Raw genomic sequence first — 26,333 nt, forward strand, 5'->3', positions numbered from 1 at the left:
CCCGGAACCGACGAGCCCGGAACCGACGAGCCCGGAGCCCAGAAGCCCGGCACCGACAAGCCCGGCGCTCAGAAGCCCGCCACGAAACCGGACGTGAAGAAGCCCGGTACGCAGCGCCCCAGCACGACGGCCCCCAGCCCCCTGTCCGCCTTCGAGCCCGCCTCGCCCAAGCTGGCCGAGGACGACGCCGTGGCCCCCATGCCGCTGCCCCACCCGGTCGAGGCGACCGTCGAGGCTCCTTGACGGCAGCGCTCCGCCGTCCCGCCACGCGTCACTCGAAGCCGATACGGCGCAACGCGCTCGCGGCCGCCCGATCCAGCAGCGCCACCGAGGCGCAGCCTTCGGGCGGCCGCCCGCCTTCGGCGGCGGCGACCAGCCGCCCCACCGCGCGGCGGTGCCGCCCGAAGGCGTAGCGGGAGACCCCGCGGCCACGGGCGGCCTGCCCCTCCAGGGCCACCGCGGCCTCCACGTCCAGCAGCACCATGTGCAGCCGGCGGCCGGTGCGCCGGGCGTCGCGGGCCAGCCAGCGGCGGACCCAGGCGAGCGTGCCGCAGTCGTGCACCACGACGCTGGCGCCGGAGCGCAGCGCCTGGCGCAGCCCGGCGTAGTGGGCGTAGCGCACCAGCGGGCGGTAGAGGGCGTACGGCAGCCAGCGGGGCAGTCGCCGCTGCCAGCGCTCGCGGGTGTCCTGTGAGTCCACCCGCAGCACCGCGCGCCCGCTCTGGTCCAGGCGGGGCACCGCCCGGCCGATCATGGTGGTCTTGCCGCTGCCGGGCAGCCCGGAGGCGACCACCACGTCCCCCGCGCGGTAGCGCAGCTCGCGCGCGCCGGGCCCGGTCGCGGCCGCGCCACCGTCGCCGTCGCCGTCGCCGCGCAGATCGTGCACGGGCGCCCTGCGCCCCGGCCTGAGCGCACCTGCGGTCGGCGCCGTGCCCTGCGCCATCGGCAGGGGCCCCCATGTCGTCCTCGCGTACGTACCCTGCCCGTGCACCGTGATCGTCCTCCTAGGTCGGTCACTGCGGCTCGTTCCCGAAGAGTGTCAAGAAAAGGTAATGTCCAGCAAGGTGGTATTCCTGTGGGCTGGGCCTTCATGCCCTGTGAGTCCGGGTGTTCCGGGGCGTTGGCGGTCCCGAGGGGGAAGCGGTTCTGCCCGTTCGGCTCTTCCCTTCTCGGGCGTACGTGCAATGATGTTGCGCGCAACTCCATACCGGCCGCTTGAATCCGCGCGGGAGAGTCCTCGGCCACCGGCAGCAGTGCCGGCCGTCCGGGGCGCCGAAGGAGCAAGTCCTCCCTTGAATCTCTCAGGCCCCGATACCGCACGGACGAGGCAGATCTGAAAAGCGAGCCGCTGGCGTGGCTCCACCCACGGTGCAAGCCGGACCACTCGATGAAGGGGTCACGGCGAACCTCTCAGGTTCCGATGACAGATGGGGAGGACAACGTCCTCGTCGTCCTCGTCGTCGTCCCGCCCTGGAGCCAGCCCTCATGTCCCATGTCTCAACCCCTCGCCGCACCGCCCTGGACGCGGTGCACCGCGCGCTGGGCGCCACCATGACCGACTTCGCCGGCTGGGATATGCCGCTGCGCTACGGCAGCGAGCGCGATGAGCACACCGCGGTGCGCACCCGCGCCGGCCTCTTCGACCTCTCTCATATGGGCGAGATCACACTGACCGGCCCGCAGGCCGGCGCCGCCCTGGACCGGGCGCTGGTGGGCCATCTGTCGGCGCTCGCCGTCGGCCGCGCCCGTTACACCATGATCTGCGACGCCGACGGCGGCATCCTGGACGATCTGATCGTCTACCGCCTCGGCGAGCAGGAGTTCCTGGTGGTCGCCAACGCCTCGAACGCCCAGGTGGTGCTGGACGCGCTCATCGAGCGCGCCGAGGGCCTGGACGCGGCCGTACGGGACGACCGGGAGGCGTACGCGCTGATCGCCGTCCAGGGCCCCGCGTCCGCCGCGATCCTGGCGGGCCTGACCGACGCCGATCTGGACGGGCTCAAGTACTACGCGGGCCTGCCCGGCACGGTCGCGGGCGTCCCGGCGCTGATCGCCCGTACCGGCTACACGGGCGAGGACGGTTTCGAGCTGTTCGTCTCGCCGGGCGACGCCGAGCGGCTGTGGCAGGCGCTGACCGAGGCCGGGGCCCCGGCCGGGCTGGTCCCGTGCGGGCTGTCCTGCCGGGACACGCTGCGCCTGGAGGCCGGGATGCCGCTGTACGGGCATGAGCTGACCCGCGGCACCACGCCCTTCGACGCGGGGCTCGGCCGGGTGGTGAAGTTCGACAAGCCCGGTGACTTCGTCGGACGCCAGGCCCTGGAGGCGGCGGCGCGGCGGGCCGAGACCGCCCCGCCGCGGGTGCTGGTCGGCCTGGTCGCGGCGGGCCGCCGGGTCCCGCGCGCCGGGTACGCGGTGGTCGGCGCGGACGGCGCGGTGATCGGCGAGGTCACCTCGGGCGCGCCCTCGCCGACCCTCGGCAAGCCGATCGCGATCGCGTATGTGGACGCCGCGCATGCCGCGCCGGGGACGGCGGGGGTGTCGGTGGACATCCGCGGTACCCATGAGCCGTACGAGGTCGTGGCCCTCCCCTTCTACAAGCGGCGCTGAGCCCACTTATGAGCAGCGCACTTATGAGCAGCGCTGGTCCATCCCGCGCATAGCCGCCCGTACCGCCTGTCCCACCAGGCAAGACCCGTTTCCCAAGCACTCCCCCGTATCCAGGAGAATCGGACCTATGAACAACCCCCAGCAGCTGCGTTACAGCAAGGAGCACGAGTGGCTGTCGGCCGCCGGCGAGGACGGTGTGTCGACGGTCGGTATCACCGAGTTCGCAGCCAACTCGCTCGGCGACGTCGTCTTCGTCCAGCTTCCGGAGGTCGGCACGACGGTCGCCGCGGGTGAGACCTGCGGTGAGCTGGAGTCCACGAAGTCCGTCAGCGATCTTTACGCGCCGGTCACCGGCGAGGTCACGGAGATCAACGAGGACGTGGTGAACGACCCGGCGCTGGTGAATTCCGCCCCCTTCGAGGGCGGCTGGCTGTTCAAGGTGAGGGTGACGGACGAGCCGGACCAGCTGCTCTCCGCCGACGAGTACACCGCCTTCACCGAAAACTGAACCCTCCTTCGATCGGGACCCTGATGTCGCTTCTCAACAGCTCCCTGCACGAGCTCGACCCGGACGTAGCCGCCGCGGTCGACGCCGAACTCCACCGCCAGCAGTCCACCCTGGAGATGATCGCTTCGGAGAACTTCGCTCCGGTCGCGGTCATGGAGGCCCAGGGCTCGGTCCTGACCAACAAGTACGCCGAGGGCTACCCGGGCCGCCGCTACTACGGCGGCTGTGAGCACGTCGACGTGGTCGAGCAGATCGCCATCGACCGCGTCAAGGCGCTCTTCGGCGCCGAGGCCGCCAACGTCCAGCCGCACTCCGGCGCCCAGGCGAACGCGGCCGCGATGTTCGCCCTGCTCTCCCCCGGTGACACCATCCTGGGCCTGAACCTGGCGCACGGTGGTCATCTCACCCACGGGATGAAGATCAACTTCTCCGGCAAGCTCTACAACGTGGTGCCCTACCACGTGGACGCCGAGACCGGCCTGGTCGACATGGACGAGGTCGAGCGGCTGGCCAAGGAGCACCGCCCCAAGCTGGTGATCGCGGGCTGGTCGGCGTACCCGCGCCAGCTGGACTTCGCCGCCTTCCGCCGGATCGCGGACGAGGTCGGCGCGTACCTGATGGTGGACATGGCCCACTTCGCCGGTCTGGTGGCGGCCGGGCTGCACCCCTCCCCGGTGCCGCACGCCCATGTGGTGACCACCACCACCCACAAGACCCTCGGCGGCCCGCGCGGCGGTGTGATCCTGTCCACCGCCGACCTGGCCAAGAAGATCAACTCCGCGGTCTTCCCCGGTCAGCAGGGCGGCCCGCTCGAGCATGTGGTCGCGGCCAAGGCCGTGGCCTTCAAGATCGCGGCGGGCGAGGAGTTCAAGGAGCGCCAGCAGCGCACCCTCGACGGCGCCCGGCTCCTGGCCGAGCGGCTCACCCAGCCCGATGTGGCCAAGGCCGGGGTCGCCGTGCTGTCCGGCGGCACCGACGTCCACCTCGTCCTGGTCGACCTGCGCGACTCGGAGCTGGACGGCCGGCAGGCCGAGGACCGGCTCCACGAGATCGGCATCACGGTCAACCGCAACGCCATCCCGAACGACCCGCGCCCCCCGATGGTCACCTCCGGTCTGCGCATCGGCACCCCGGCGCTGGCCACCCGCGGCTTCACCGCCGACGACTTCCGCGAGGTCGCCGACATCATCGCCGCCGCCCTCCAGCCGTCCTACGACGCGGAGGGGCTGAAGGCGCGCGTCACCGCGCTCGCCGACAAGCACCCGCTGTACCCGGACCTGAAGAAGTAATCGGGCCCGCAAGGTGTGTGGGGGCGCACCACCCCCGCGCCCCCACACACCCCGCACCACCACGCACGCACCCACCGTGCAGACGCAAGGAGTTCACCGGTGGCCATCTCCGTCTTCGATCTCTTCTCGATCGGCATCGGCCCGTCCAGTTCCCATACGGTCGGCCCCATGCGGGCCGCGAGGATGTTCGTCCGCCGGCTGAAGAACGACGGCCTGCTGGCCCACACCGTCGCCGTACGCGCCGAGCTCTTCGGCTCCCTCGGCGCCACCGGCCACGGCCACGGCACCCCCAAGGCCGTACTCCTCGGCCTCGAAGGCCACTCCCCGCGCACCGTGGACGTCGAGACCGCCGACGACCAGGTGGAACGCATCCGCACCAGCAAGCGGCTGCGGCTGCTCGGCGCGGAGATCGGCGCCGAGCACGAGATCGACTTCGACGAATCCGCCGAGCTGGTCCTGCACCGCCGCCGCTCGCTGCCGTACCACGCCAACGGCATGACCCTCTTCGCGTACGACGCCGAAGGCCTCCCCCTCCTGGAGAAGACGTACTACTCCGTCGGCGGCGGCTTCGTCGTGGACGAGGACGCGGTCGGCGCGGACCGCATCAAGCTCGACGACACCGCGCTGAAGTACCCCTTCCGCACCGGCGACGAGCTGCTGCGGCTGTCCCGCGAGACCGGCCTGTCCATCTCCGCCCTGATGCTGGAGAACGAGAAGGCCTGGCGCACCGAGGCCGAGATCCGCGCGGGTCTGCTGGAGATCTGGCAGGTCATGCGCGGCTGTGTCGAACGCGGCATGTCCCGCGAGGGCATCCTCCCCGGCGGCCTCAAGGTCCGCCGCCGCGCCGCCACCGCCGCCCGCGCACTGCGCGCCGAGGGCGACCCGGCCACCCGCGCCATGGAATGGGTCACCCTCTACGCCATGGCCGTCAACGAGGAGAACGCCGCGGGCGGCCGCGTGGTCACCGCCCCCACCAACGGCGCGGCCGGCATCATCCCCGCCGTCCTCCACTACTACGCCAACTTCGTCCCCGGCTCGGACTCTGGCTCCCGCGACGACGGCATCGTCCGCTTCCTCCTCGCCGCGGGCGCCATCGGCATGCTCTTCAAGGAGAACGCCTCCATCTCCGGCGCCGAGGTCGGCTGCCAGGGCGAGGTCGGCTCCGCCTGCTCCATGGCCGCCGGCGGCCTCGCCGAGGTCCTGGGCGGCTCCCCCGAACAGGTCGAGAACGCCGCCGAGATCGGCATGGAACACAACCTCGGCCTCACCTGCGACCCGGTCGGCGGCCTCGTCCAGATCCCCTGCATCGAGCGCAACGGCATGGCCTCGGTGAAGGCCGTCACGGCGGCCCGTATGGCGCTGCGCGGGGACGGACGGCACCACGTCTCCCTCGACAAGGTCATCAAGACCATGAAGGAGACGGGGGCCGATATGAAGGTCAAGTACAAGGAGACGGCGCGGGGCGGGCTCGCGGTGAACGTCATCGAGTGCTAGGGAAATAGGCCCTGACCAGCGCGTTCGTGTCTTTCAGCGCTGTCAGGGCCTTCCCTGCTTACGCGGAGGAAAGTCCCCGGATCCTCCCTGGGACAGGCATGAAAGTCCCTGAAAAGTCCCTGGGGAAATCCCCTCAAGAGGGGCGTCTGACCTGGCGCTTCGTGGCATTCACATGGGCAGCACGTAGTGGTAGTTGCCCGCACCGACCGCGGCTTCGCGAGTCCGGACCACGAACCCTCGAGACGATCAGAAGCGCGACTCTGCTGCCCAGGCGCGAGACCTTCCTACAGGTTCTCCGGGCCGCGCAGAGTACCGGCCAGGTCCCCGAGGACGCCGATCTGGAGCAAGCGGTGAGCGCTGTCGGAGGGCGTACTACGCCGACCACCGCGCCGGTCGGCCCATGGACGCCGAATGGGCAGCCCACGTGATCGACTCCGTTCTCCAGGGAATCGCGGACCAGCCCCACGGCGACAGCGCAGCCGGCCGTGGCGCCTCGCCGAAAAGCTGATCACGAAGTCGGCGCGGGCCTCCTACGACACCGGGCGGCTTGGCCGCCGCGCCGCCGACAGGTACCGGAGTACCCTGGGGTACTGGAGGTTCGGACATGACGACGCAGTCTGCGGAATCGAAGCCACGCACGGCAGCTCCCCTGAAGGTGGATCTCGAGACCGACCAGTTGATCACCGAGGGCGCGCATTTCCTCGGGGTGACAAAGAAAGACCTGGTGGCGGACGCGGTGCGCATGTATATAGAGCATCGCCGCGAGGAGATCCGACGAGGCATGGCCGAATCGATGCGCGTACTGGACGGGACCACGAAGGGCCGCGTCGCACTGCTGACGGGCATCTCCGCCGAGGACATCGACCGGCTCGGTGGGATCGGCGAGGAGAGGTAACGCCCCGGTGGATCGAACGCGCCCCACTTTGCGCTGCCTGACCGAGGACCTGCGCTTACCCGTCCCGCCCATCACGACACCACTCGACGAGGTCGATCACCCTGCGCTGAACAAAGCCCAGGAGCATTTCAACGGCACCGAAGAGCGACCGCACGAACGCATCGGTGCCATCGACGACCAGGTCCTGTTCAAGGTCAAAGTCCAACGATGGCGGGGCGCGGTCTGGAAGTCCGAACCATGTCCGTGGCTCGTAGCCGCAGGCATCCGCGAGGACGGCTCAGCCGACGACTTCTACGCAGCCCTCGCCACCGACGCGAAGGCCGCCCGCAGTGCCTACAACGCGCAGCACGCCCGGCCACTGTCCACGCAGACGTACGTCGGCGGCCTACTCCCGGACCGGGATGACCACTTGCGCTACCGCCTGGAGGAAGGCACCCGTTTCGTACGCCGCCTGGAGAGCGCCATCCCCCAACTCGCCCGCGCCTCGCTCCAGGACAGCGCCGAGCACACCATCGTGTACGACACCTTCACACTGGGCGTCCAGATCCGCGCCCACGAAGGACATGAGGCGTACGTCGCAGTACGGATCACCGGCTCGGTCCCAAGTGACCTCGTCCGCATCGTGCTGGACATCGTCCCCGGCTGCGATCGCGAAGGCTGGTTCCCCGAATCACGCCTTCCCGACCGGGACCTGCTCCCCGCGGAACAGGCATGGTCGAACCTGATGGACCCTGCCGAGGCCAGGAAACTCCTCGGGGATTGACAGACCGGAACGGCCAAAAGATCTGACATCACATCAAGTCCATGATGGAAACTCCCAGGTCGATCCTATGCGGGCCCCCTGAGGTCCCAGCGTCACCCCGCACACCTGCAGCGAAGCACCCCGCGGCCCTCCCCTCAGCGTCCCATACAAGATCACCAACACGGTGTTGCATTTGGCGGGGACACCATCTCGCCGACGTCCCCGCCGAGCAGATGGAACGCGTCGACATCATGCTGCGGGCGGTGCTCACGGTCAGCGGGAGCGTTCCGCCAGGGTCAGCAGGAGGTGCGCGGATTCCGGATGGAGAAAGTCGGAGTGGGCACCCGAGGGGTGGAGGCAGGTACGGCTGCCGCGGTAGAGCCAGTCGGCGTCGACGTTGACGAGGCGGTGGTCCAGGACCTGCTGCGGATAGTCGGTGCCGGTGGGCAGCAGTCGGGTGGAGAACTGGGGGACCGGGGCCGCCCCCGCACCGGAGTGGCCTATCCCTGGCGTCTTCTCGGCGCGCAGGTGCCAGAAGCCGGTGGCACGGTCCCAGCGGGAGTGGGTGAGGGCGATCGGGCCGCGGAGGGGGGCGCCGGGGCGCGTGGCCGTCGGGAACAGCCCATCGAAGTGGCGGAGGAACGCGTCGCGTGGGGCCGCCATCTGGAAGATCAGCATACTGTCGACGGTGAAGGGGCGACCGGGGTCGAACGGCGTGCTCCAGCCGAGGACCGGCGGCTGCTCGGCTGCCCGCTGCACCGCCTCGCACAGGAAACGGCCGCCGAAGGAGTGGCCCATCAGGTGCAGGTACTGGCCGGTCCGGTTGGCCAGTACCGCCGGGCCCGAAGGGTCGGTCCGTTCGGCGTCCAGGTAGCCCAGCAAGTGCCCAATGACATAGGGGGCATGTCCCTGGCCCTCGGCGCTCATGGCATGTGCCCGGTCCCTGATCCGTTCGTAGCCCTTCTTTCCAGGCAAGCTGGACGACGGCCAGCGGACCACGACGCACCAAGGGCGGTATCCGGACTTCAGGCCCGGGTAGCGGTCCGGGGCCGACTCGTACAGTTCGACGGCCTGCTCCAGCAGTTGCACGGCGGTCCGGGTCGCCTGGGCCGGCGGGGTCTGCCAGCCGTGAACGTAGACATGGATGTCGGTGGCCCAGTCAGGAAGAGCCAGTCGGCGTGCCAGGTGCTCGGCAACCCGAGTGACCGGTACCGGTGGCCCGCCGCTAGGCACTGTCAGGCGGCCTTGTTCGTCGAGGTCGACCTCTGCCGGGGGCGCGAGCCACGGCCTTTGGGGTTTCGGCTTGGGCCGCTTTCGGGATGCGGTCATGAAACGAGTTCCAGACGGGTGTTGATGCCACCATTCAGCGAATAGACGAGGGCGAGCGGGTTGTGGAACTCCCGCGCAAAGCGCCGCACCAGCCACTGGCCTATCGCACCCGCCGTATGTGCGCCGGTCAAATAGCGGTCGAGGAAGGCGTATGCGTACTCGGCCGCGAATGCCTCTGGGATCTCGATCTGCGGTGCGAGGACGCCGTCGGCGCCCTGGTCGATGAGCTCCTGTCCGAGGTGCTTCAGCCTTCCCGGATCAACGGCCTTCGCCGAGTGGCAGGCGTTCAGCAGCACGAAGGGCTTGAAACGGGACTGCGGGCTACGGAAGTAGAAGCGCCGTTTACGCTTCACCACGGGGCCGTCGATGTCCTCGGCGTCGGAGAGCCGTACGGTCAGGACCTGGCTGGAGGCACCGGTGTTCACGAAGCGGCCGTGGCACCAGAAGTACATGACGTCCTCGCGCAGCACGGAACGCGAAAGGGCCTCCAGAAGCTCGCTTCCGCGGGTGCGGACGGTCAGCAGGGAGCGCTCCTCCAGCAGCTTCTGCACTTCATGCGCCCGGGCCACGTGATCGAGGGTCGTGTCCTTGTTGAGGCTGGCGGTGGCCCGTTCGCGTCGGCCCAGCGGGGCGTGGTCCCAGGGGTAGCCGGTACGGGCCTGCTCAATCTGGTGCCGGTGGCCCAGGAACGCCTCCCAGGGACTGTCGCACTCTGCGGGGTCGACCGCAAGCATGGGCCAGGGCAGCTGCCAGTCGGAGTCGAAACTGATGCGCAGCTGCTGCCTGCCGGCCAGGCTACTCAGCAGGAACTCGCGGAAGCGGCCGAGGTCGTAGCCCGTCCCGTCGAGCATCACATGGAGCAGGTCAAAGCCCTCGTCGGCCAGTTTCTCCACCAACGGGTCGGTCAGCTCGGGCAGTTCGGTCAGGTCGACGGACTCGGCCAGGGGGCGGCCGCCCACCCGCTGGCCGTATCCAGGTTCGGTGGTCCGATGAAAGACCACCCGGTCGCGCCAGATGGCCAGCAGGCGGTCCGCGCGATCCAGCAGTTCCTCGGCGGACACCTCCAGCGGGGCCCGGTGCCACGTGTGGGGTGCCGACGTGTCGTGGGCGAAGATGCTCAGGCCCGTGCCGGACTGGTACAGCCTCACGCGTAGTTCGGCGGAGCCCTCGTCCACCGCGGCGTCCTGCGAACCGCCTCCCTGGGGTGGCACCCCCGAGAAACGGTGGGAGGGGTTCTCGAGCACCTCCACGCCGGGATCGTGCGTCATCCGGTCAGTCCTCCCCAGAACTGTGTTGTGCATCCTCGCCCTGGGTGGGGGAACCCGATACGCGGATGGTCGTCCGCAGGTCCTGTAACACCAGTCCGGACGCGTGGTCGTACAGCGTGAAACAGATGTCGTGCTCCCCCGGCTCGTGCGCAGTCAGCACGAAGCGCGCTGGATCACCTTCGGGGTCGTACTCTGCCAGGGCCGGTTCCACTGTGGCGTCCGTCCGCCAGGAGGGGACCACCATCATCAGGGCCGGCCGGGGCGCCGTGCTCCCCTCCTCGCGGGCCAGGCTGATCTCGATCGGCGTCGGGCTGCCCTCCGTCGGCTCCTCGTCCGTCAGCAGCGACAGCCGGACCCGCCATGCCGGGCGCGCGATGCGCAGCCGCCAGCGGAGCTCCTCCGTGTCGGGGTGGGCCGGTCCGAAGACCCGCTCCCAACGGGCCATCAACTCCTCATCGGATGGTGCGGATTCCGGCTCGCCTGCCTCCAGGGACGCAAGGGCCAAAGTGGCGAGGCTCTCCAGCGTGAGCGGGTGGTCGGGGCCGAAGACGTGGGAGCGGCCGGCGTGGACGGCCTTCAGCAGTGCTATTGCCGCTGTGTGATCGCCCGCGTGGGCGAGGGTGTCGGCCAGCTGGACGGCGAGGGTGGGCAGAAAGGCGCCGCAATCTCGGGCGAAGATCTCGACAACCATGCCCAGGCGTAGGAGCTCGTCGGAATCCTCGGAGGCTGCGCGGTCATCGCCCGCGCCGGCGGCATTCAGATGAACCCGGACGGCGGCCTCGGCGGTCTCCGGCAGTTCCAGATGTCCTGCCGTCAGCCTGGCCTGGGAGTGGAGAAGTTCGCCGAGGACCCGCAGTGCCTCTTCCGGATGGCCCGCCTGCGACAGTGCGTGCGCCAGGACCGGCAGGTAGTCCAGTGTCCGCCGGTGCCCGACGCCGAACAGGCGGGTGCAGTCGTCGATCAAGGCACGGGCCATGAGCACCGCGTGGTCCGCGGGACCGATGTCCGCCGTCAGCCAGGCGAGACTGCCGCGTACCCCGTGCGTCGCCGGGTGCTCTTCGGGGAGAACCGCTTCATACCGCTTGAGGAGGTCCTCGAGAACGAGAATCGCCTGCCGTGAGTCGCCCATCTCCCGGTAGGCGAATGCCAGGGAGCTGCGGCAATTCAGAGAACGGGGATGGTCCGCACCCCGCTCCTGGTCGTTGTCGTCGACCAAGGCCAGGAGGTCCCCCACCGCCCGTACACGGTCGCCGAGCAGACGTCGGGACCAGGCCAGACTCCTGCGGGCTGCCAGGGCTGCGCTGTGCCCGGAACCCTGTACGCGGGCGCGGTCCTCCACCAGCGACTCGCGGAGAGCCAGGGCCTGGGTCAGATGGCCTGCATACTCGTGCGCCTGCGCGAGACGTTGCCGTGCGTCGAGAGTCGTGACGTCGTCCGGCCCCCGCAGCCGGGTGAGGTCCTCCACCAACCGCGTGGCGGCCTCGACTGCACGGTTGGCCGTGGAAGCCCCCAGCAGTGTCCATGCGACAGCGCCGCGCAGGTCAAGGGTGTCAGCATGTTCGGCGCCCAATATCCGTTCGTGGTCGCGCAGCAGAACGTCCAAGTCCCGCAGCGCTCCAGCACGGTCGTCGGCCCACTCCCGCCAACGAGCCACGTTTCGCCGTGTCCGCAAGACGTCGGGATGGTCGGCGCCCTGGATGCGCGTGCGGTCCTCCACCAGCGCCTGACCGAGCGTTATGGCCCGCTCGTAGTCGAGCCGCTCGGAGAAGGTAATCGCCTGCAGTGTCCTGATCGCGAGTGTTTCGGTGTGCTCCGGACCGTGGAACCCTGTGTACTCCTCGACCAGCGTCTCGTACCCGACCACGGCCCGCTGGTACTGGCAGGACTCCCGCCACGCGTCCGTCAAAAGCATGCGGGTGTTAAGCGTGGCGATGTGGTCCCGGCCGCGCATTCGGGCAATGTCAGTCAGCAACTGCTCGGCGAGCTCCGCGGCCCGGACGTGGTCGCCTGCGGCACTCTGCCCGAGGACCATGTCATAGCGTAGGGACAGCACGGCGGGATGATCGGGCCCGTCGGTGCGCTCGCGCTCTTCAAGTACGGCCTGCAGCCCGCTGAGCGACGACCGGTGCCGACCCGCCGTTCGCTGAACCATCGCGAGGTCCCGCCGCGAGCGCAGGGTACGGGGATGTGCGGCTCCCCACTTCCCACTCCACGCTTCGACCGCCTCTTCGTACGAGGCGATGGCGCGGTCATGCTGTCCGTCCGCCGAACAGGCGTCTGCCAGGTTCTCCAGCATCAGCAGGGTGTCCGGGGCGTCGTCCCCCAGGAGCCTGCGCCGGTCATCGAGCAATGCGGTGAATCCGGCAATCGCGCCCGCGTGGTCCTGGTCGCCTAGGCGGGCCAGCGCCAGCCCGTTGCGGTCGTGCAGAGTGTCCGGGGCATCCGGGCCCAGGAGCCGGGTGTGGTCCTCGATCAGCTTCTGGTACGCCGTGATCGCCTGCTCGTGCTGCTTGGCGGACCGGAAGACGAGGGCTCGCCAGCTCCTGACGTTCAGCGTGTCCGGATGGTCCGGGCCCTGGATGCGGGTGTGGTCGGTGATCAGCGCGTCGAACACCTCGCCTGCCCGGTCGTACCGTCCGGCCGCGCGGTGAGCCGCCCCTATCCACAGCCGTACGACGAGGGTCATGGGGTGGTCGGGCCCGTGGAGCCGCTCGTAGTCCTCGGCCAGGGGCCTGTAGAGCTCCATGGCCTGCTCCAGGCGGTCCTCCTCGGCGAACACCCGGGCGAGAGCGAGCCGTACTTCGAGCACGCGCGGATTGTCGGGGCCGAGGAACCGCTCCATGTCCGCACGCAGTGACTCCAGCTCTCGGACCGCGCCACTGTGGTCGCCGGCCCACTGCAGGGTGCGGGCCAGGGCTTCGCGTGTCGCGAAGACCTGGGGATGCTCGGGGCCCAAGACGTCGCTGCGGTCCCGCAGGACGTCCTCGAAAAGCCCAATCGCGGCCGGGAACTCGGAGGCCGCACGATAGGCAAAAGCCAGGTTGGCACGAGCGGTCAGCGCTGCCGGATGCCGATCGCCGTGCACCCGTCTCTGGTCCGCGACCAGTGCCTGGCGCTCCTGCACCGAACGCCGGTGGTTCCCCGCCAGCTGCCAGGTGAAGGCCAATGCCGCCCGGGCCTGCAGCGTCTCCGGGTGACCCTTGTCTCTGACCCGGGTGTAGTCGGCGATCACCGCCTCGTATGCGGCGGCCGCCCGAGCGTAGTCCGCCCGGTTCTGATGGGTCTCCGCGATGTCGTCGCGGTAGCAGAGCGTGGCGGGATGGTCGGGCCCCTGTGCCCGAGCGCTGTCCGCCGCCAACGACTCGAACTCATGCAATGCCGCATCCGGCCCTTCGGCCTCGGACAGGGCCCACCCCAGCTCGTGGCGGCTTCGTAGGGTGTCCGGGTGGTCCGCGCCCTGCACCCGGGTCCGGTCGTCGACCACCTCCCGGTACAGGGCGACCGCTGTGCGCGGATCACCCGCGGCCTCGTGGGCGGAGGCCAGCCAGCCGCGACTGGTCAGCGTGTCGGGGTGGTCCGGACCGTGCTGGCGCCGCCGGTCCGCGATCGCCTGCTCGTAAAGACGCAACGCGGTTCGGTGATCACCGGCCTGCAGGTAGGCGTACGCGAGGTTGGTGCGACTGGCGAGCGTGTCCTTGTGCCGCGCTCCCAGAAGGCGTTCGCGGTCGGCGACGACCGCCCGGAATTCCTGGATGGCGGCCTCGTATCGGCCTGCCGTCTGCAGCGCGTAGGCCAGGTTGTTACGGCTGGTGAGCGTGTCCGGGTCTGCCTCGCCCTGGATCCTGCGGCGGTCGGCGACCACAGCCGTCAGCCCCTGCACAGCCCTGATGACCTCGTCGGCCTTGCGGTGCGCGTACGCCAGCCTTTCCCGAGCAGCGAGGGTCTCCACAGCGTCCTGGCCGTGGGAGTGGGCGCGGTCGAGGTAGACGTCCTGGCACAGCTGGACCGCGCGGGCCGGGTCGCCTGCCTTTGCGTGCAGCTCCGCCAAACGATCCCGGTCGTCGAGCGTGGTCTCGTGGTCCACGCCGAACAGCCGCGTGCTGCCATCGACGGCCTGCGTCATCAAAGGGATCGCCAGGACGTGCTGTTCCCGCGCGACAAGTTCGTCGGTGCCGAGCCGGTACATCTCGACGGCCGCAGCGTCCGGTTCGGCGGCGGGCCCCGTCTCCGCGAGAGCCTGGATATGCACCAGCATCCGCCGTACGCGGTCGGGGGAGGCCCCTGAGAGTTCGGCGGCCAACGCCGCCTCGGCCAGGTCGCGGGCCTCGGGCACCTCGGCCGGATCGGCACGCTGGAGGGTCTGCCGGACGAGCCGGTGCAGGGTCGGCCCCTCGATGCCGGGGGTGACCAGGTGGTAGGCCGCCAGCGCGGTGAGCGAGGATTCGACGTCCTGGAGACGTTGCCCCAGACGGTCGATCACCTCGCGCAGTATGGCCTCGGGGGCGTACCAGGCGAGGGTGTGCAGGAGGGGGACGGCCGAGGGGTGAACGGCTCGGATCGACTCCAGACTGGTCCGCCAGATCCGGGCGACGGTCCGGTCCGAACCGCCCGCGCCGTCGCCCAGTACCGTGTCGGGCAGCCGGGCCAGCTTGTCCCGATAGGCGGCGAAGCCGATGCCGGTCTCCCGCAGATAGGCGCCTGCCTGAGCGAGGGCCAGGGGCAGGTGCCCGAGGTCCGCCGCGAGTAGGGAGGCATGCGAGGGAGCAGCACCGGATCCGGCCGTGGGGGCGTCCGTGCCGAGTCCCGACGTCCGGTGCAGCAGGGTGACGGCGTCCTCGTGATCGAGCACGTCCAGACTGACGAGAGTGGTGTTCGCGGGCCAGCCGGTGCCGAGCCGACTCGTGGCCAGTTGGTGGCCGTGTCCGGCTAATCGCCCCAGAAACGGGGTCAGTTCTTCGGGCCGCTCCACGTTGTCGTAGACGACCATCCAGTCGGAATGGGTCTCCAGCCACGTCAACGCCCACTCGGTACGTTCCTTGGCAGTGGCCTCGCGTGCCCACGTCGGGTGCAGGTGCAGCGCGAGGTCGCCGAATCCGGAGGTGATCTGCTCCTCGATCTCGGCGACGATCCACCAGACGAGCTGGTACCGGTCGCGCTGGTCGTGAGCATATCGGAGGACCAGAGCCGTCTTGCCGATCCCGCCCAAACCGCTCACCGTGGTCGTCTGAGTGACGACCCCGCCGCCGGCGGGCAAGGACGCGCTCAGTTGCGACAGGTCCAGGGCACGGCCGATGAAAGGTTGCGAGGGCAGCGCGGGCAAGTTGTCCAGCCGAGAGGCGGGAGCGATCCGGGCGGCGGATGCCTTCGCCTGATCGGACAGAACGGTCGCATGTCTCTCGAGGTGAGGGTTGCCACCCGTTTGGGAACCTCCGACGTCCTGACCGGGAACCGTCGGGTCGCTCTGCAGGACGGAGGGCAAGGTGGCCTGCGACTCCCCGGCGATGATCATGACTCCCCCATGGCGACCATCTGCAACATGCCCGAGCAATCAACCCTACTAACAGACAGGGGGGTTGTCAGGATGTCGAGGACCGATGTCGGTCTCACGACGGGCCGCGCCTCGCGTAGTCCCCGGGTGGCAACAAGTACAAAAAATCTGTACAGGTTCACTCGCTGATCCACATCAGTGAGTCTGCACGACATTCGTATCGTGGACGAGCAAAGCAAACCCCTCTCCAGCGCGGCCAGTTCTATGGGTATGACCGCGTTCCTTGGCCGCTGCCAGACGGTTTGCGTGGTGGTCGCTTGCGTATTCGAGAATGGGCGAGTGGGAGCGCGCCGCTGATGTGTCGCTCTGGGTCAGCGAATTGGCAACCAACGCGCTCGTGCACGGGGCATTGCCCGGACGCGGACTCCTCCTGCGTGTCCGGTACGACGGTGACGTGCTGCATGTGAGCACGCGACAGCGGGTCCGGTGAGCCCTGTGTTGCAGACGAGAATGGTGTCCCGTCGAGTGGCGTGATCACTTGCCGAGCTGATTCGAGTTCGATTGCAGGGGAAGCCAGCGGTCATTCCCGGTCGGTGTAGTGGTGAGGAATTCGAGCATGGAAGCTTCGGAGAGGTAGCGGCGATCGAACGCCTGCCATTCGTAGTGGAGTTCGGCCAGGACCGCGGCGGCGAGCCGGTCGGGGGCCGCGGGGTTGGGGAAGACCTAAACGATATCGGCCCAGCGTTTGATCTCCCGCTTCAACCGCTCGCGGCCTCCAGCATCATGTTCTTAACCTGCAGGAACTGCCGTCCGAGCACGCCGACGACCACGTTCAGCCGGGTGCGGAGGTCCTCGCCCGCAGTGTGCAAGAAGATGGTGCGGATGGCTGTGGCGACCATCACGGCGTTTGCGCCGCTGTGCCGCGCCATGCCCCGAGTAGCAGAAAACCCCAGGTTTGCAGCTATCTGACCTGGGAGCCCTCGGAGCCGTCCAAGGGAATCGAGCCCTTGACCTACGCATGACGAGTACGGCGGTCCATCGAAGCAGTCGAACTTGCCCCGTCGGATACCTTGTAGGCAGCCAACGGCAAAAAGTCCCCGAAAAGTCCCCGGCTATTCCGCAAGTCAGGATCACCAAGCCAAATCCGCAGGTCACGCCCATGATCAAAAGCGGCCGACATGTCGGTCAAGTACAAGGAGACGGCGCGGGGCGGGCTCGCGGTGAACGTCATCGAGTGCTAGGGAAATAGGCCCTGACCCGTTTCCCTGCATGAGGGCACCATCGCAGCTCTCAAGGCACGTACCGGCAAGCGCGGCATGTCCGGCTACCTCGATGTCGGCAGAAATTCGGCAAGACCGGACCACGATGCCGACCTCCGATGGATCACCACCCGTCGTCACCCCGCCGTCACCGCACCGACAGGCTGTATCAAATCGATCCCCTCCGAGGGATGTGCGGGTACCATTTGATACATGAATACCGTGGAAAACTCGCGCCTGGAGCAACGGCTGGCCGGGCTCTCCGCCACCTTCACCACAGCACAGGCACGTCAGGCTCTGCTGTCACCCCGCGACCTGGCGTCCTTGGTTTCGGCGGGGGAGATAGACGAACTGTCCCGTGGCGTGTACCGACGGGCCGACGCACCGGAGACCGCATACGCGGACCTCTTGGCCGTGTGCACACGAGCCCCTCGCGCGGTCGTGTGCGGTGAGTCAGCCCTGGCCCTGCACGAACTGATCGACGACATCCCCTCAGCAGTGCACATCGCCGTGCCACGGGGTTCACGCCGCCCCACGATCTCCTATCCGCCGAACGTAGTGGCCCAGTACGCCGCCAAGACCTTCAGCCTCGGCATCGAACAGTTCGAAGCAGCACCGGGAGAGACGATCCCCATGTACAGCCCCGCCCGCAGCGTCGTCGACGCGATGCGACATCGCAGCCGCATCGGCGAAACCCTCGCCCTGTCCGCGCTCGGCCGCTACCTACGCCGCAACGGACGTGACGGAGTCAGTGAACTACAGGACATCGCCCGCGAATTGGGCGCACTGTCCGTCGTCCGCCCAGCCGTAGAGGCGGTGCTCGCCTGATGGTCAACCCGACTCGCGACACCACCGCCGGCCGGGCGGCCTGGCCGCCGCGCCGCCTGGGTATCGGAGTACCCTTCCTCACCAACGAGAAGAAGGCGTGTACTCCCGGATGATCGTCGGCTGGCAGGCCGTGACCCATGACTTTCCTGCCGGAGCCGTGGAGCCACCGGAAGATGCTCAAACGGCAGATGTTCGGCCGCGCCGGCTTCAGTCTCCTGCGCAAGCGGGTCTTGCTTTCCTCCTGGCGACGGCCAAGGTCAGCTCGATCTCGAGCAGTCCCCTGCTCGGCAGGCTGGAGACGCCGACCGCGGTGCGGGCGTGCCGGCCGCGCTCGCCGAAGACATCGTGTAGCAGCCGGGACACGGTGTCGAGGACGCGGCTGTGCTCTTCGAAGGCGGGCTCGGCGTTGACGAACCCCCGCAGGTGCAGGACCCGTTCGACAGCGTGAAGGCCGCCCAGTTCATGCCGCAGGGCGCTCAGGGCGCGCAACGTGCAGGCCCGGCCGGCACGGGCGAGGGTCTCCGGCGCGGTTGCGGGGCCGACGGGGCCACGCACCACGCCGTCGCCCTCCCGGGAGAGTTGCCCGCTGACCAGGGCGATGCCCCCGTGCACGGTGACGGGCTGGTAGTCGCCGTGGGGGCGGGGTGGTTCGGGCAGCGTCAGGCCGAGGGCCGCGAGCCGTGCCTCGGGGGTCAACGGGTGCTCCTCTCAGCGCCGTCAGCGAGGGCCACGGCGCCGCCCAGCCGCAGGCCGGTGACCGCGTCACCGTCGCGCGCGAAGCGCACGTCGATGCGGGAGGGGCGGCCCATGGCCCGGCCCTGGCGAACATGCACCGCCCCGGCGTTCGGGGCGACGCGGCCGGCGGCGAGCAGGCCGGCGACGAGCGCGGTGGCGGCGATGCCGGTGGCGGCGTCCTCGGGGTAGCCGGAGGACCGGGGGAACTGGCGGGCGTCGAAGACCGGGCGGCCCGGATCACCCACCGCGTAGGGGTAGAGGCCAGTGGAGTCCACCAGGGTGCAGGCCTCCTCGACGCGGTCGAAGTCGGGCCGTAGGGCGTCCAGAAGAGCGGGGGAGGCGAGCGGCAGCAGGGTCTTGACCCTGCTGGTGCTGGCGTTTTGCACCGGCGCCGGGGCGAGGTCGTCCCGCGTGATGCCGAGCACATCGAGCAGGAACTCGACCCGGACGTCCGCCAGGGGCTCGACGGCGCCGAGAGGCTGACTGATCTCCACGGTGCGCCGCCCGACCGGGCCGCCGAGCCAGCCGAGGACGATGCCGCTGGGGGTGAACACGCGGACCTCGTCGCCGGGTAGGCGACCGAGCCGATCCAGCAGCCACAGCGCGCCGACGGTGACGTGGCCGCACATCGACATCTCATGGTTCGGCACCCAAAAGCGCAGGGCGAGGTCGCAGCCGGAGCCGACCGGCGCGGGCAGGACGAAGCCGCTCTCGTGGCCGGAGCGGCGAGCGACGTCCCGCATCTCCTCGTCGGTCATCGTGGCCGCGTCGACCACGATCGGCGCCGGGTTGCCGCCGCCGGGTCCGTCGGCGAAGACGGTGACGAAGTGAACTTCGGGAAACATCGGTGATCGACTTCCTTTCGGGTGTCCGGCTTTGCCAGGGTGCGGTCAGGGGGCGACGGACGTGTCGGCGGGTTCGGGAACGAGGCTGATGGCCGCGCGGCGGCGTTTCGCGGTCACCCACAGCACGACCGCGACGACCAGAGTGGCCAGTGCCTGCATCGCGGGCTGGAGCAGCAGCGGGGTGTCCGGCTGCACAAAGCCCTTGGCGATCATGATGACGGAGACGACGATCGCGGCCGGAGCGGCGAAGAGCAGTTCGCGGCGCTCGACGAGGGCCTGCGCCCACTGCGGGCGGAGGGCCGCCGGGCGCAGCCTCAGGCCGAGCCAGCCGACACCCACGACGGCGATCACCAGCATGAACGTCACCGAACGCAAGGCGATGCCGATCTGGAAGCCGGCGGTGGCCTCCTCCACGAGGAAGATCAGGCCCAGCACAGCCGTGACCAGGACAGGAACGACGGGGACCTGCCGACGGGTGGTGCGGGCGCAGGCGGCGGGCAGCAGTCCGTCCTGGCTCCACGCGTACATCACGCGGGAGCAGTCGACCATCAGCGGCGCGACGGTCTTGCCTGCCACCACGACGACGAAAAGGTCGAAGACGACTGTGACGGCGCGCGGGGCGAGCACGGCGATGATGCCGGGGATGGAGGCAGCGTCCTGGTGGCCGGCCTCCGCCAGCGGGTGCACGGCGTACCAGGGAACGGCGTGGAAGACGGAAGTGGCCACGACACCGTACAGCACAATGGCCACGGCCCAGCCACGCACCAGTCCGCGGGCCAGGGTGCCGCCGTCACGCGTCTCGCCGCCGAGGGAGGGCGCGGCGCTCACGCCGCCGTAGGAGTAGATGAAGAGCACCAGGACGCCGAGGAACGCGCTGAGGCTGGGGGTGTCGTCGGCGGGGCGGTGCACGGGGTGGCCGAGGAGGGTCGCGGCGTGTGCGGCGAAGGCGTGCGGGTCACCGGCCAGGCAGACCGCGACGGTCAGCACGACGACGCCGAGCACCATGGCGAGCATGACGGCCATGACGCGCCCAAAGGAGCGGATACCGCCGAGCTGAAGCAGGGTGAAGACGAGTAGGAGGCCGGCGCCGAGCACGATGTGGCCGCCGGGGCTCTGGGCGAGATCGGCGCCGGATGTCCAGCCGACGGCCTTCAGCAGGCTGCCGAGGAAGACGGCGAAGCCGTAGCTCTGGAATCCGATCGAACCGACGACTCCGACCACGTAGAGGGCGCTGGCGGCGAAGCCGGTGCGGAGTCCGACGGTGCGAGTCATCCAGACGTAGACCGACCCGGCGCGGGGCAGTGCCTGAGCGAACCGGGCGAAGAGCCACACAGCGGGGCCGAGCAGGAAGCCGGCGGCGACGAGGGCGACCGGCACGAGGTAGGTCACGCCCGGCTGGGCGCCCAGGGCGTTGACGAGGACGAGGTTGACGCCGCTGCCGTACTCGGCGGCCAGGGTGGCAGCGGCGACGGCAAGAGTGCCCACGACGCGGGCAAGGGGGGATACGGTGGGCAGGGTTGACGCTGTCTTCTCGGGCATGGAAGACCTTCCATGGACGTACGGAACGGGAGGGAGCGCCCGGGGAGGGGCGCGCGGAGCGGGAGTCCCGGGACTGGACGAGCGGGACGGCAGGGGTGCGGAAGGGGCCGCGCGCCGCGGGCTGCGGCGCTGGCGGATGGCCGACCGGGCGGAGACGAGGTCCGCCGCACGGAGCGGTGCGCGCGAGGTTGAGCGCGTGGAAGGGGGCCCGCGGGCGTAGGGCACCGGAGCACGGTGGAGCCCGCACCGGCCAGCCGATCACCTGGACCGGGTCGAACGGTGATGGATGGCGCCCGTCACTGGGTGGGAACGGGCGCGTCGGAGGAGGACAGAGTCAGACGCTCACTCCGGCAGCGGTCAGAGCCTCGCGGCCGAGGGCGGTCAGGTCGAGGCGGCGGCTGCCGTGCCGGGGCCGGATCCACTGCCGCGCGAGGAATCCCTGGGCGACGGCGGCGCCGAGTGCGCCCCCGAGGTGAGGGGCCTTCTCGGTCCAGTCAGGGCAGCCGTAGGCGAAACGGCGGCGAGCGCCGAGCAGCGGTTCCCACTCCGCGACGCCGAAGTCGGGGAGCACGTCGCCCGCGGCAGGGCCGACGGCGAGGTCCCCGTCGTCGAGCGGATCGCCGACGAGGGCGCCGCGGTCGATCAGGGTGCGCAGTACACCGACCCCAAGGTGGCCGCCAACGTGGTCGTAGCAGCCGCGAGCCTCGCCACGCCCGGGCAGGTCCGGCGTGTCGGCGCAGGTGACTCCGGCGGCGGCGCGCAGGTTGGCGAGCACCTCCGCCAGGTAGGCGTTGGGCAGCCGGTAGAGGCTCTGCCGGCCCTGGCGCTCGGTGACCAGCAGCCCGGCCTTGCGCAGCACGGCGAGGTGATTGCTGACCTGGGCCTGCGACTGTCCGGTCACCTCGACCAGTTCGCTGAACGGGCAGGGCCCGTGCTGCGAGACGTGGGTGAGCGCCAAGACCCGCAGCGGGTGCGCCAACTGACGGCTCAGCTCGGCGACCGCAAGGGCCGCGTCGCCCGCCGTCGCGGAACCGTCGACCATCTCCCCTTCACCACCATGTTCCATGACTTCATGCAACATGGCGGAAGGGGGGTGTGTCAATGGTTCGGCTCTGTCTCACTTTCGGGATGCTGTTGATGATCTTCACTCGGTGGGGTGAAGTCTGCGGACCTCGACGGTGGTGATGTCTTCGTGGTGTTGCGCTGGTGCAGCGGGTTGGACTCGGCGGTGGGGGACGCCGGGTCCAGCTCATCCTCCCCGGTGCCCATCACCGCGGTGGCGCGGTCGAGGGCCGCGCCGTAGAAGGTGGTGGAGCCGTGGTCGCCGACGACGCAGTCGGCCGCGACCAGCATGGCCTGCCAGCCCTGTTCCGGCGGGATGACCAGCAGCCCGGCGTCCATGGCCGACACCAGCCGGCCCAGGACGCGTGCCGTGCCGTGCCGGGCCCACACATTGGGGTGCAGCACGACGGCGACGGCGAACTCATCGGTCGGCAGCGCGCGTACCAGACGCAGCGGAAGGTCCTCGCACGTGCCGATCAGCGAATGTTCGCTCCAGGTGCTGTTGACCACGACGAGCCGACGGCCACCCACCACGCCGAGTGCCTCGCGGTACTCGTCGCGCAGGGCCAGGCTCCGCTCCATCCGGTCGAAGCACGGGTCGCCGACCAGCAGCGCACGGCTCACCGCCGCAGGGCACGACCTGGCCAGACGCCCGATCTGCTCCTCGTGGGACACCCCGATGATCCGGGGAATCACGCGTCCGAAGCGGGTGAGCTCCCGCCGGGAGAGCCCCACCGCCGAGACGGTGTTCCCGGTCGACTCGGCGATCAGGCGGTTGTACCCGGCGCCATGGGGCAGCACCATCAGCGGCGCGCCCAGGTTCCACATCGACCGGTGGGCCGTACACGCCACCGCGAGATCGAAGCGCCGCCGCCGCGCTTCCCGCCAGGGCAGGACCGTGGGGCCCAACGACGCCAGCTAGTCCACCAGACCGGCGTCGAACGCCGAGCCGGGGTCGATCGTCAGATAGATCTCGATGTCGTCCGGCCGCGGCAGGGGCAGCACATCCAGCAGGCGGGTGGCCGACGTCAGGGTGCACGCCACGCCCAGGACCGTCGCCCGCGTCTCCCAGGTGTCCCACCGGGAGGACCGACGACGTCTGCGGGACCGCAACAAGAATTCTCCGGACGACTGCGCACGGGGCAACGGAACGAAGTGATCGTACTCAACAACTCCCCGCTCAGAGACGTTTCGCGCGGCCTGTTTCGGTCGCGCGTTTCTCCTCGGTCCGACACGCCGTGCCGTCGACGTGTCGTCGTGCCGAACTCACCGAAAAGCTGGGGTCACCGACTCCAGCATGGCGCCGCAGTCGCGCCATACGACGAACAGCGCGCAGCCGGGCACCACGGCAAGACCCAGCAGCGGGGCCTGGTTGACGAGCGCCAGGGAGACGCCCAGCAGACCGAGGTTCAGCAGCGTGAGGGGCCAGCGGCGCACCGAGGCGTAGCAGGCCGCCAGCAGCGTGTGCCGGGAGACAGCCGGGGCTTCGACCGAGTCTTCGGCCAGGCCGGCCATCGCGACGACTCCGGAGCTGAGGGCGAGGAGGATCACCACGGTCAGCAGTGGCGCGAGCGCCGACCCGAGGGCGGATCCCCAGACGGCGGCCAGGTCGGTGGCCGCCACGGCGACCAGCAGTACGAAGGGGGTCCAGCCGAGGAGCGCCCGGGTGAACAGGCGCCGGTAGCCGCGGAACAGGTCGGCCACCGGCGCCCGCTCGTCGTCGGCGGTGCGCCTCAGGTAGGCGAACACCGCGGCGAGGGAGGGGCCTGCCCCGAGCGAGAGCAGGCCGAAGAAGACCGGGTACCGCCAGGGTTGGTGCTCGGCGGCCAGGGCCAGCAGCAGCGGCAGGTTGGTGACCGCCACGCCGAGGTTGACCACCAGGACCCGGTGGACATGGGACCAGATGAGGTCCCACGAGTCGTGGCCGACGTTCAGCCGGAGCCTGCGGCCGCTCGCCGGTGTGCTCGGTGTGCTCGGTGTGCTCGGTGTGCTCATCGCCGTCACCTCACTTCATCCCGCTGGTGGCGATGCCCTGGACGAAGTACCGCTGACCGAGCAGGAAGACCACCAGGATCGGCAGGACGGACAGCACCGAGCCGGTCATGATCATCGCGTACTCGGAGCTGTACATGCCCACGAACGACCGCAAGCCGAGTTGCACCGTCCACAGGTTGTTGTCCGTCAGGTAGATGAACGGACCCATGTAGTCGTTCCAGGTGTTGACGAAGGTCAGCAGCGCGAGGCTGGCCAGCGCGGGCTTCGACAGCGGCAGCACGATCCGCGCCCAGATGCCGTACTCGCTCAGCCCGTCCAGCCGCGCGGCCTCGCTGACCTCGTCCGGAATGGTCAGGTAGTACTGGCGCATCAGGAAGACGCCGAACGCGCCGAACGCCTGGAGCAGGATCAGCGACAGGTGCGTGTTCACCAGGCCCAGCTTCTGCATGATGATGTACTGCGGCACCATGTACGCCTGCCACGGCACCGCGATGGTGGCGATGTACGCCATGAAGACGACGTCGCGCCCGGGGAAGCGGACCTTGGCGAAGCCGTAGGCCGCGAAGCTCCCGGTCAGCACCTGTAGTGCGGTGATGACGACGCTGAGGAACAGGGAGTTCCCCAGGTAGGTCCACAGCGGGATCTCGGTCCAGATGTCGGCGAAGTTCTCCCAGTGGAAGGACTTCGGGATCCATTGGATCGGGGCCGTGAAGACCTCGGAGTCCGCCTTCAGCGAGGACACCAGCATCCATATGAACGGCACCAGGACGGCGGCCGACAGCACCGTCAGCACCACGTACAGCATGGCCCGGCTGATGATCCGCCCCGGCCTGCCCGGCCCGCCAGGCCTGCCCGGCCCGGCCGGGCCCCGGCGGCGGGGCCCGGCGGGAGCGATGCCGCGGTCACTCGAACGCGACGACTCGGCCGTCAGGCTGTCGCTGTCCTTCGGCAGCGCGGTCGTCTTCATCGCTCGTTCCTCCGCTGGAATCGGAACTGGGTCACGGTGATGATCAGGACGATGACGAACAACACCAGGGAGATGGCCGAGGAGTAACCGAACCGGCCCTGGGTGATGCCCTCCCTGAAGATGAGCTGGGACAGCACCAGCGTGGAGCGGCCGGGGCCGCCCTCGGTCATGACCTGCACCAGGTCGAAGACCTTGAAGCTGGAGACCGTCAGCATGACCAGGACGAAGAACGTCGTCGGCCGCAGCGACGGCACCGTGACATGCCAGAACCGCTTCCACGCCCCGGCGCCGTCCACCCTGGCGGCCTCGTACAGCTCCGCCGGGATGGCCTGGAGCCCCGCCAGATACAGCACCATGTAGTAGCCCATGTCCCGCCACACACTGGTGATGATCACCGCGGGCAGCGCCCAGTCGGTGTCGGTGGTCCACCCCGGCGGATGGGCCATCCCCACGGCCTTCAGCAGCTGGTTCACCGGACCGGCGTCCGGGTTGAACAGCATGTTCCACACCACGGCCACCGCGACGAGCGAGGTGATGTAGGGGAAGAAGAAGGCCGTGCGGAAGAAGGCGACACCGCGCAGCTTCTGGTTGAGCAGCACCGCCAGGCCCAGGGAGGCCGCCATGGTGAGCGGGATGTGCCCGGCCGCGTACCAGGAGGTGTTGGACAGCGCCGTCCAGAAGTTGTCGTTGTCCCACATCCGGCGGAAGTTGTCGAACCCGATCCACTGGGGGGTGTTGTACGAGTTCCAGTCGGTGAACGACAGCAGCAGCGTGGCGACCACCGGGACCAGGGTCAGGGCGGCGAAGCCCAGCAGGTTCGGCAGGATGAAGCTCCAGCCCACCAGCGCGGTGCGCCGGCGGCGCCGCTTGAGGGCCGCGGTGTTGGAGGTCTTGCCGGGGCCCCCAGCGCCGGAGGTCTTGTCGAGGGCCGTGGCTCCAGCCGCAGCCGTAGCTGCGGCCGGAGCCGTGGCCGGAGCGCCGGAGATCTCGCTCATTCGACTTCGGACTTCACTCGGGATTCCATCTCCTCGATGCCCTTGTCGATGGACTTCTCACCGGACATCACCAGCTCGTGCTCCTCTTTGAGGATCTGGTCGATGTCGGAGGACTTGGGGCTGACCGGCATCTCCAGCTTGACGGTGTCCGGGCTCATGGCCGTCTTGGACAGGTCGTCGCTCGGCATGCCCTTGACGCCGAAGAAGTTCTTCATGACCGCGTCATCCGTGTAGGACGGGACGACGCCGACCTTGGCGATCGCGGCCGCTCCCTTCGGGCCGGAGGCCCACCGTACGAACTTCTTGGCCGCCTCGGAGTTCCTGGCCTTCTTGTTCACGGCGAACGCGGTCGGGGAGCCGAAGGTGACCGTCTTGCCGTCCGAAGCGGCCTGCGGCAGCGGTGCCATGCCCCAGTCGACGTCGTTCTTGCCCTCGGCCTTCATCTGCAGCAGACGGGCCGCGAGCCAGGTGCCCATGGGCACCATCGC

General features: G+C 69.5%; 20 protein-coding genes, 3 pseudogenes and 1 riboswitch. Of the genes and pseudogenes, 8 read left to right on the forward strand and 15 right to left on the reverse strand.

Features of this window, described 5'->3' with window-relative positions; translation table 11 throughout:
- Positions 1-243: pseudogene (locus tag CCN51_RS55315) on the forward strand (hypothetical protein); the annotation flags it as partial.
- 28 nt (positions 244-271) lie between these two features.
- Here CCN51_RS55315 and CCN51_RS40570 read toward each other — a convergent pair.
- Entirely contained in the window at positions 272-943 is a 672-nt protein-coding gene (locus CCN51_RS40570) for an AAA family ATPase (protein WP_014176208.1), read from the reverse strand.
- 273 nt (positions 944-1,216) lie between these two features.
- Positions 1,217-1,327: riboswitch (glycine riboswitch) on the forward strand.
- A gap of 158 nt (positions 1,328-1,485) precedes the next feature.
- On the opposite strand from CCN51_RS40570, the gene gcvT reads away from it, so the two are divergent.
- The 6 genes from gcvT to CCN51_RS40600 all read left to right on the forward strand — a co-directional run bounded on the left by gcvT (position 1,486) and on the right by CCN51_RS40600 (position 7,556).
- Entirely contained in the window at positions 1,486-2,607 is a 1,122-nt protein-coding gene (gcvT, locus tag CCN51_RS40575; RefSeq protein ID WP_014176209.1) for a glycine cleavage system aminomethyltransferase GcvT, read from the forward strand.
- 127 nt (positions 2,608-2,734) lie between these two features.
- Complete coding sequence (gene gcvH / locus CCN51_RS40580; RefSeq protein WP_014176210.1) at positions 2,735-3,115, forward strand: glycine cleavage system protein GcvH; 381 nt, start codon at positions 2,735-2,737, stop codon at positions 3,113-3,115.
- Positions 3,116-3,138: 23 nt separating this feature from the next.
- Positions 3,139-4,404: a serine hydroxymethyltransferase gene (glyA, locus tag CCN51_RS40585; RefSeq protein WP_014176211.1), complete on the forward strand. Its 1,266-nt coding sequence runs from the start codon at positions 3,139-3,141 to the stop codon at positions 4,402-4,404.
- Between the two features lie 99 nt (positions 4,405-4,503).
- Entirely contained in the window at positions 4,504-5,898 is a 1,395-nt protein-coding gene (locus CCN51_RS40590; protein ID WP_014176212.1) for an L-serine ammonia-lyase, read from the forward strand.
- A gap of 604 nt (positions 5,899-6,502) precedes the next feature.
- Positions 6,503-6,793 carry a hypothetical protein gene (locus tag CCN51_RS40595; RefSeq protein ID WP_014176213.1) on the forward strand — a complete coding sequence of 97 codons (291 nt, stop codon included), beginning with the start codon at positions 6,503-6,505 and terminating at the stop codon, positions 6,791-6,793.
- Positions 6,794-6,800: 7 nt separating this feature from the next.
- The gene (locus CCN51_RS40600) at positions 6,801-7,556 is read left to right on the forward strand and encodes a hypothetical protein (protein WP_014176214.1); all 756 of its coding nucleotides are present in this window, start codon (positions 6,801-6,803) and stop codon (positions 7,554-7,556) included.
- A gap of 252 nt (positions 7,557-7,808) precedes the next feature.
- On the opposite strand, the gene CCN51_RS40605 is transcribed toward CCN51_RS40600, so the two are convergent.
- The 5 genes and pseudogenes from CCN51_RS40605 to CCN51_RS58390 form a co-directional block, all read right to left on the reverse strand.
- Positions 7,809-8,864: an alpha/beta hydrolase family protein gene (locus CCN51_RS40605; RefSeq protein ID WP_055413928.1), complete on the reverse strand. Its 1,056-nt coding sequence runs from the start codon at positions 8,862-8,864 to the stop codon at positions 7,809-7,811.
- Positions 8,861-10,132: a CHAT domain-containing protein gene (locus tag CCN51_RS40610; protein WP_014176216.1), complete on the reverse strand. Its 1,272-nt coding sequence runs from the start codon at positions 10,130-10,132 to the stop codon at positions 8,861-8,863. The genes CCN51_RS40605 and CCN51_RS40610 overlap by 4 nt, the downstream gene beginning before the upstream one ends.
- Before the next feature lie 4 nt (positions 10,133-10,136).
- Complete coding sequence (fxsT, locus tag CCN51_RS40615) at positions 10,137-15,641, reverse strand: FxSxx-COOH system tetratricopeptide repeat protein (protein ID WP_014176217.1); 5,505 nt, start codon at positions 15,639-15,641, stop codon at positions 10,137-10,139.
- Between the two features lie 513 nt (positions 15,642-16,154).
- Positions 16,155-16,388: pseudogene (locus tag CCN51_RS58385) on the reverse strand (transposase); the annotation flags it as partial.
- Positions 16,379-16,549, reverse strand: a complete 171-nt coding sequence (locus tag CCN51_RS58390) for a hypothetical protein (protein WP_238545363.1) — start codon at positions 16,547-16,549, stop codon at positions 16,379-16,381. The gene CCN51_RS58390 and the pseudogene CCN51_RS58385, both read right to left, overlap by 10 nt.
- Positions 16,550-17,092: 543 nt before the next feature.
- Between CCN51_RS58390 and CCN51_RS40625 the strand changes: the two genes are divergently transcribed.
- Entirely contained in the window at positions 17,093-17,707 is a 615-nt protein-coding gene (locus CCN51_RS40625; RefSeq protein WP_043486714.1) for a type IV toxin-antitoxin system AbiEi family antitoxin domain-containing protein, read from the forward strand.
- 207 nt (positions 17,708-17,914) lie between these two features.
- On the opposite strand, the gene CCN51_RS40630 is transcribed toward CCN51_RS40625, so the two are convergent.
- The 9 genes and pseudogenes from CCN51_RS40630 to CCN51_RS58395 form a co-directional block, all read right to left on the reverse strand.
- Positions 17,915-18,403 (reverse strand): RidA family protein, encoded by a 489-nt coding sequence (locus CCN51_RS40630; protein ID WP_014176221.1) that lies wholly within the window; start codon positions 18,401-18,403, stop codon positions 17,915-17,917.
- Positions 18,400-19,287 (reverse strand): PhzF family phenazine biosynthesis protein, encoded by an 888-nt coding sequence (locus CCN51_RS40635; RefSeq protein WP_014176222.1) that lies wholly within the window; start codon positions 19,285-19,287, stop codon positions 18,400-18,402. Before CCN51_RS40635 ends, CCN51_RS40630 begins: the two co-directional genes overlap by 4 nt.
- 45 nt (positions 19,288-19,332) lie before the next feature.
- Positions 19,333-20,826 (reverse strand): APC family permease, encoded by a 1,494-nt coding sequence (locus tag CCN51_RS40640; protein ID WP_014176223.1) that lies wholly within the window; start codon positions 20,824-20,826, stop codon positions 19,333-19,335.
- A 334-nt stretch (positions 20,827-21,160) separates the two neighbouring features.
- Positions 21,161-21,892: an ArsR/SmtB family transcription factor gene (locus tag CCN51_RS40645; RefSeq protein WP_158104741.1), complete on the reverse strand. Its 732-nt coding sequence runs from the start codon at positions 21,890-21,892 to the stop codon at positions 21,161-21,163.
- A gap of 158 nt (positions 21,893-22,050) precedes the next feature.
- A pseudogene (locus CCN51_RS40650) lies at positions 22,051-23,001 on the reverse strand (hypothetical protein); the annotation flags it as partial.
- A 153-nt stretch (positions 23,002-23,154) separates the two neighbouring features.
- Entirely contained in the window at positions 23,155-23,883 is a 729-nt protein-coding gene (locus CCN51_RS40655; protein WP_014176227.1) for a YesL family protein, read from the reverse strand.
- Positions 23,884-23,893: 10 nt separating this feature from the next.
- Positions 23,894-24,850: a carbohydrate ABC transporter permease gene (locus CCN51_RS40660; protein ID WP_014176228.1), complete on the reverse strand. Its 957-nt coding sequence runs from the start codon at positions 24,848-24,850 to the stop codon at positions 23,894-23,896.
- The gene (locus tag CCN51_RS40665) at positions 24,847-25,845 is read right to left on the reverse strand and encodes a carbohydrate ABC transporter permease (protein ID WP_014176229.1); all 999 of its coding nucleotides are present in this window, start codon (positions 25,843-25,845) and stop codon (positions 24,847-24,849) included. Before CCN51_RS40665 ends, CCN51_RS40660 begins: the two co-directional genes overlap by 4 nt.
- Positions 25,842-26,333: extracellular solute-binding protein (locus CCN51_RS58395; protein ID WP_245881775.1), on the reverse strand; the 492-nt coding region annotated here is incomplete at its 5' end. The genes CCN51_RS58395 and CCN51_RS40665, both read right to left, overlap by 4 nt.

It is taken from the genome of Streptomyces milbemycinicus (assembly GCF_002154605.1).
Taxonomy (GTDB): Bacteria; Actinomycetota; Actinomycetes; order Streptomycetales; family Streptomycetaceae; genus Streptomyces; species Streptomyces milbemycinicus.

What these genes read in the sequence shown, in the direction of transcription:
- CCN51_RS40570 (WP_014176208.1), bottom strand. Translation starts at nt 943, where the DNA reads ATGGCGCAGGGCACGGCGCCGACCGCAGGTGCGCTCAGGCCGGGGCGC.
- gcvT (WP_014176209.1), top strand. Translation starts at nt 1,486, where the DNA reads ATGTCCCATGTCTCAACCCCTCGCCGCACCGCCCTGGACGCGGTGCAC.
- gcvH (WP_014176210.1), top strand. Translation starts at nt 2,735, where the DNA reads ATGAACAACCCCCAGCAGCTGCGTTACAGCAAGGAGCACGAGTGGCTG.
- glyA (WP_014176211.1), top strand. Translation starts at nt 3,139, where the DNA reads ATGTCGCTTCTCAACAGCTCCCTGCACGAGCTCGACCCGGACGTAGCC.
- CCN51_RS40595 (WP_014176213.1), top strand. Translation starts at nt 6,503, where the DNA reads ATGACGACGCAGTCTGCGGAATCGAAGCCACGCACGGCAGCTCCCCTG.
- CCN51_RS40605 (WP_055413928.1), bottom strand. Translation starts at nt 8,864, where the DNA reads ATGACCGCATCCCGAAAGCGGCCCAAGCCGAAACCCCAAAGGCCGTGG.
- CCN51_RS40610 (WP_014176216.1), bottom strand. Translation starts at nt 10,132, where the DNA reads ATGACGCACGATCCCGGCGTGGAGGTGCTCGAGAACCCCTCCCACCGT.
- fxsT (WP_014176217.1), bottom strand. Translation starts at nt 15,641, where the DNA reads ATGATCATCGCCGGGGAGTCGCAGGCCACCTTGCCCTCCGTCCTGCAG.
- CCN51_RS58390 (WP_238545363.1), bottom strand. Translation starts at nt 16,549, where the DNA reads ATGGCGCGGCACAGCGGCGCAAACGCCGTGATGGTCGCCACAGCCATC.
- CCN51_RS40625 (WP_043486714.1), top strand. Translation starts at nt 17,093, where the DNA reads ATGAATACCGTGGAAAACTCGCGCCTGGAGCAACGGCTGGCCGGGCTC.
- CCN51_RS40635 (WP_014176222.1), bottom strand. Translation starts at nt 19,287, where the DNA reads ATGTTTCCCGAAGTTCACTTCGTCACCGTCTTCGCCGACGGACCCGGC.
- CCN51_RS40640 (WP_014176223.1), bottom strand. Translation starts at nt 20,826, where the DNA reads ATGCCCGAGAAGACAGCGTCAACCCTGCCCACCGTATCCCCCCTTGCC.
- CCN51_RS40645 (WP_158104741.1), bottom strand. Translation starts at nt 21,892, where the DNA reads ATGGAACATGGTGGTGAAGGGGAGATGGTCGACGGTTCCGCGACGGCG.
- CCN51_RS40655 (WP_014176227.1), bottom strand. Translation starts at nt 23,883, where the DNA reads ATGAGCACACCGAGCACACCGAGCACACCGAGCACACCGGCGAGCGGC.
- CCN51_RS40660 (WP_014176228.1), bottom strand. Translation starts at nt 24,850, where the DNA reads ATGAAGACGACCGCGCTGCCGAAGGACAGCGACAGCCTGACGGCCGAG.
- CCN51_RS40665 (WP_014176229.1), bottom strand. Translation starts at nt 25,845, where the DNA reads ATGAGCGAGATCTCCGGCGCTCCGGCCACGGCTCCGGCCGCAGCTACG.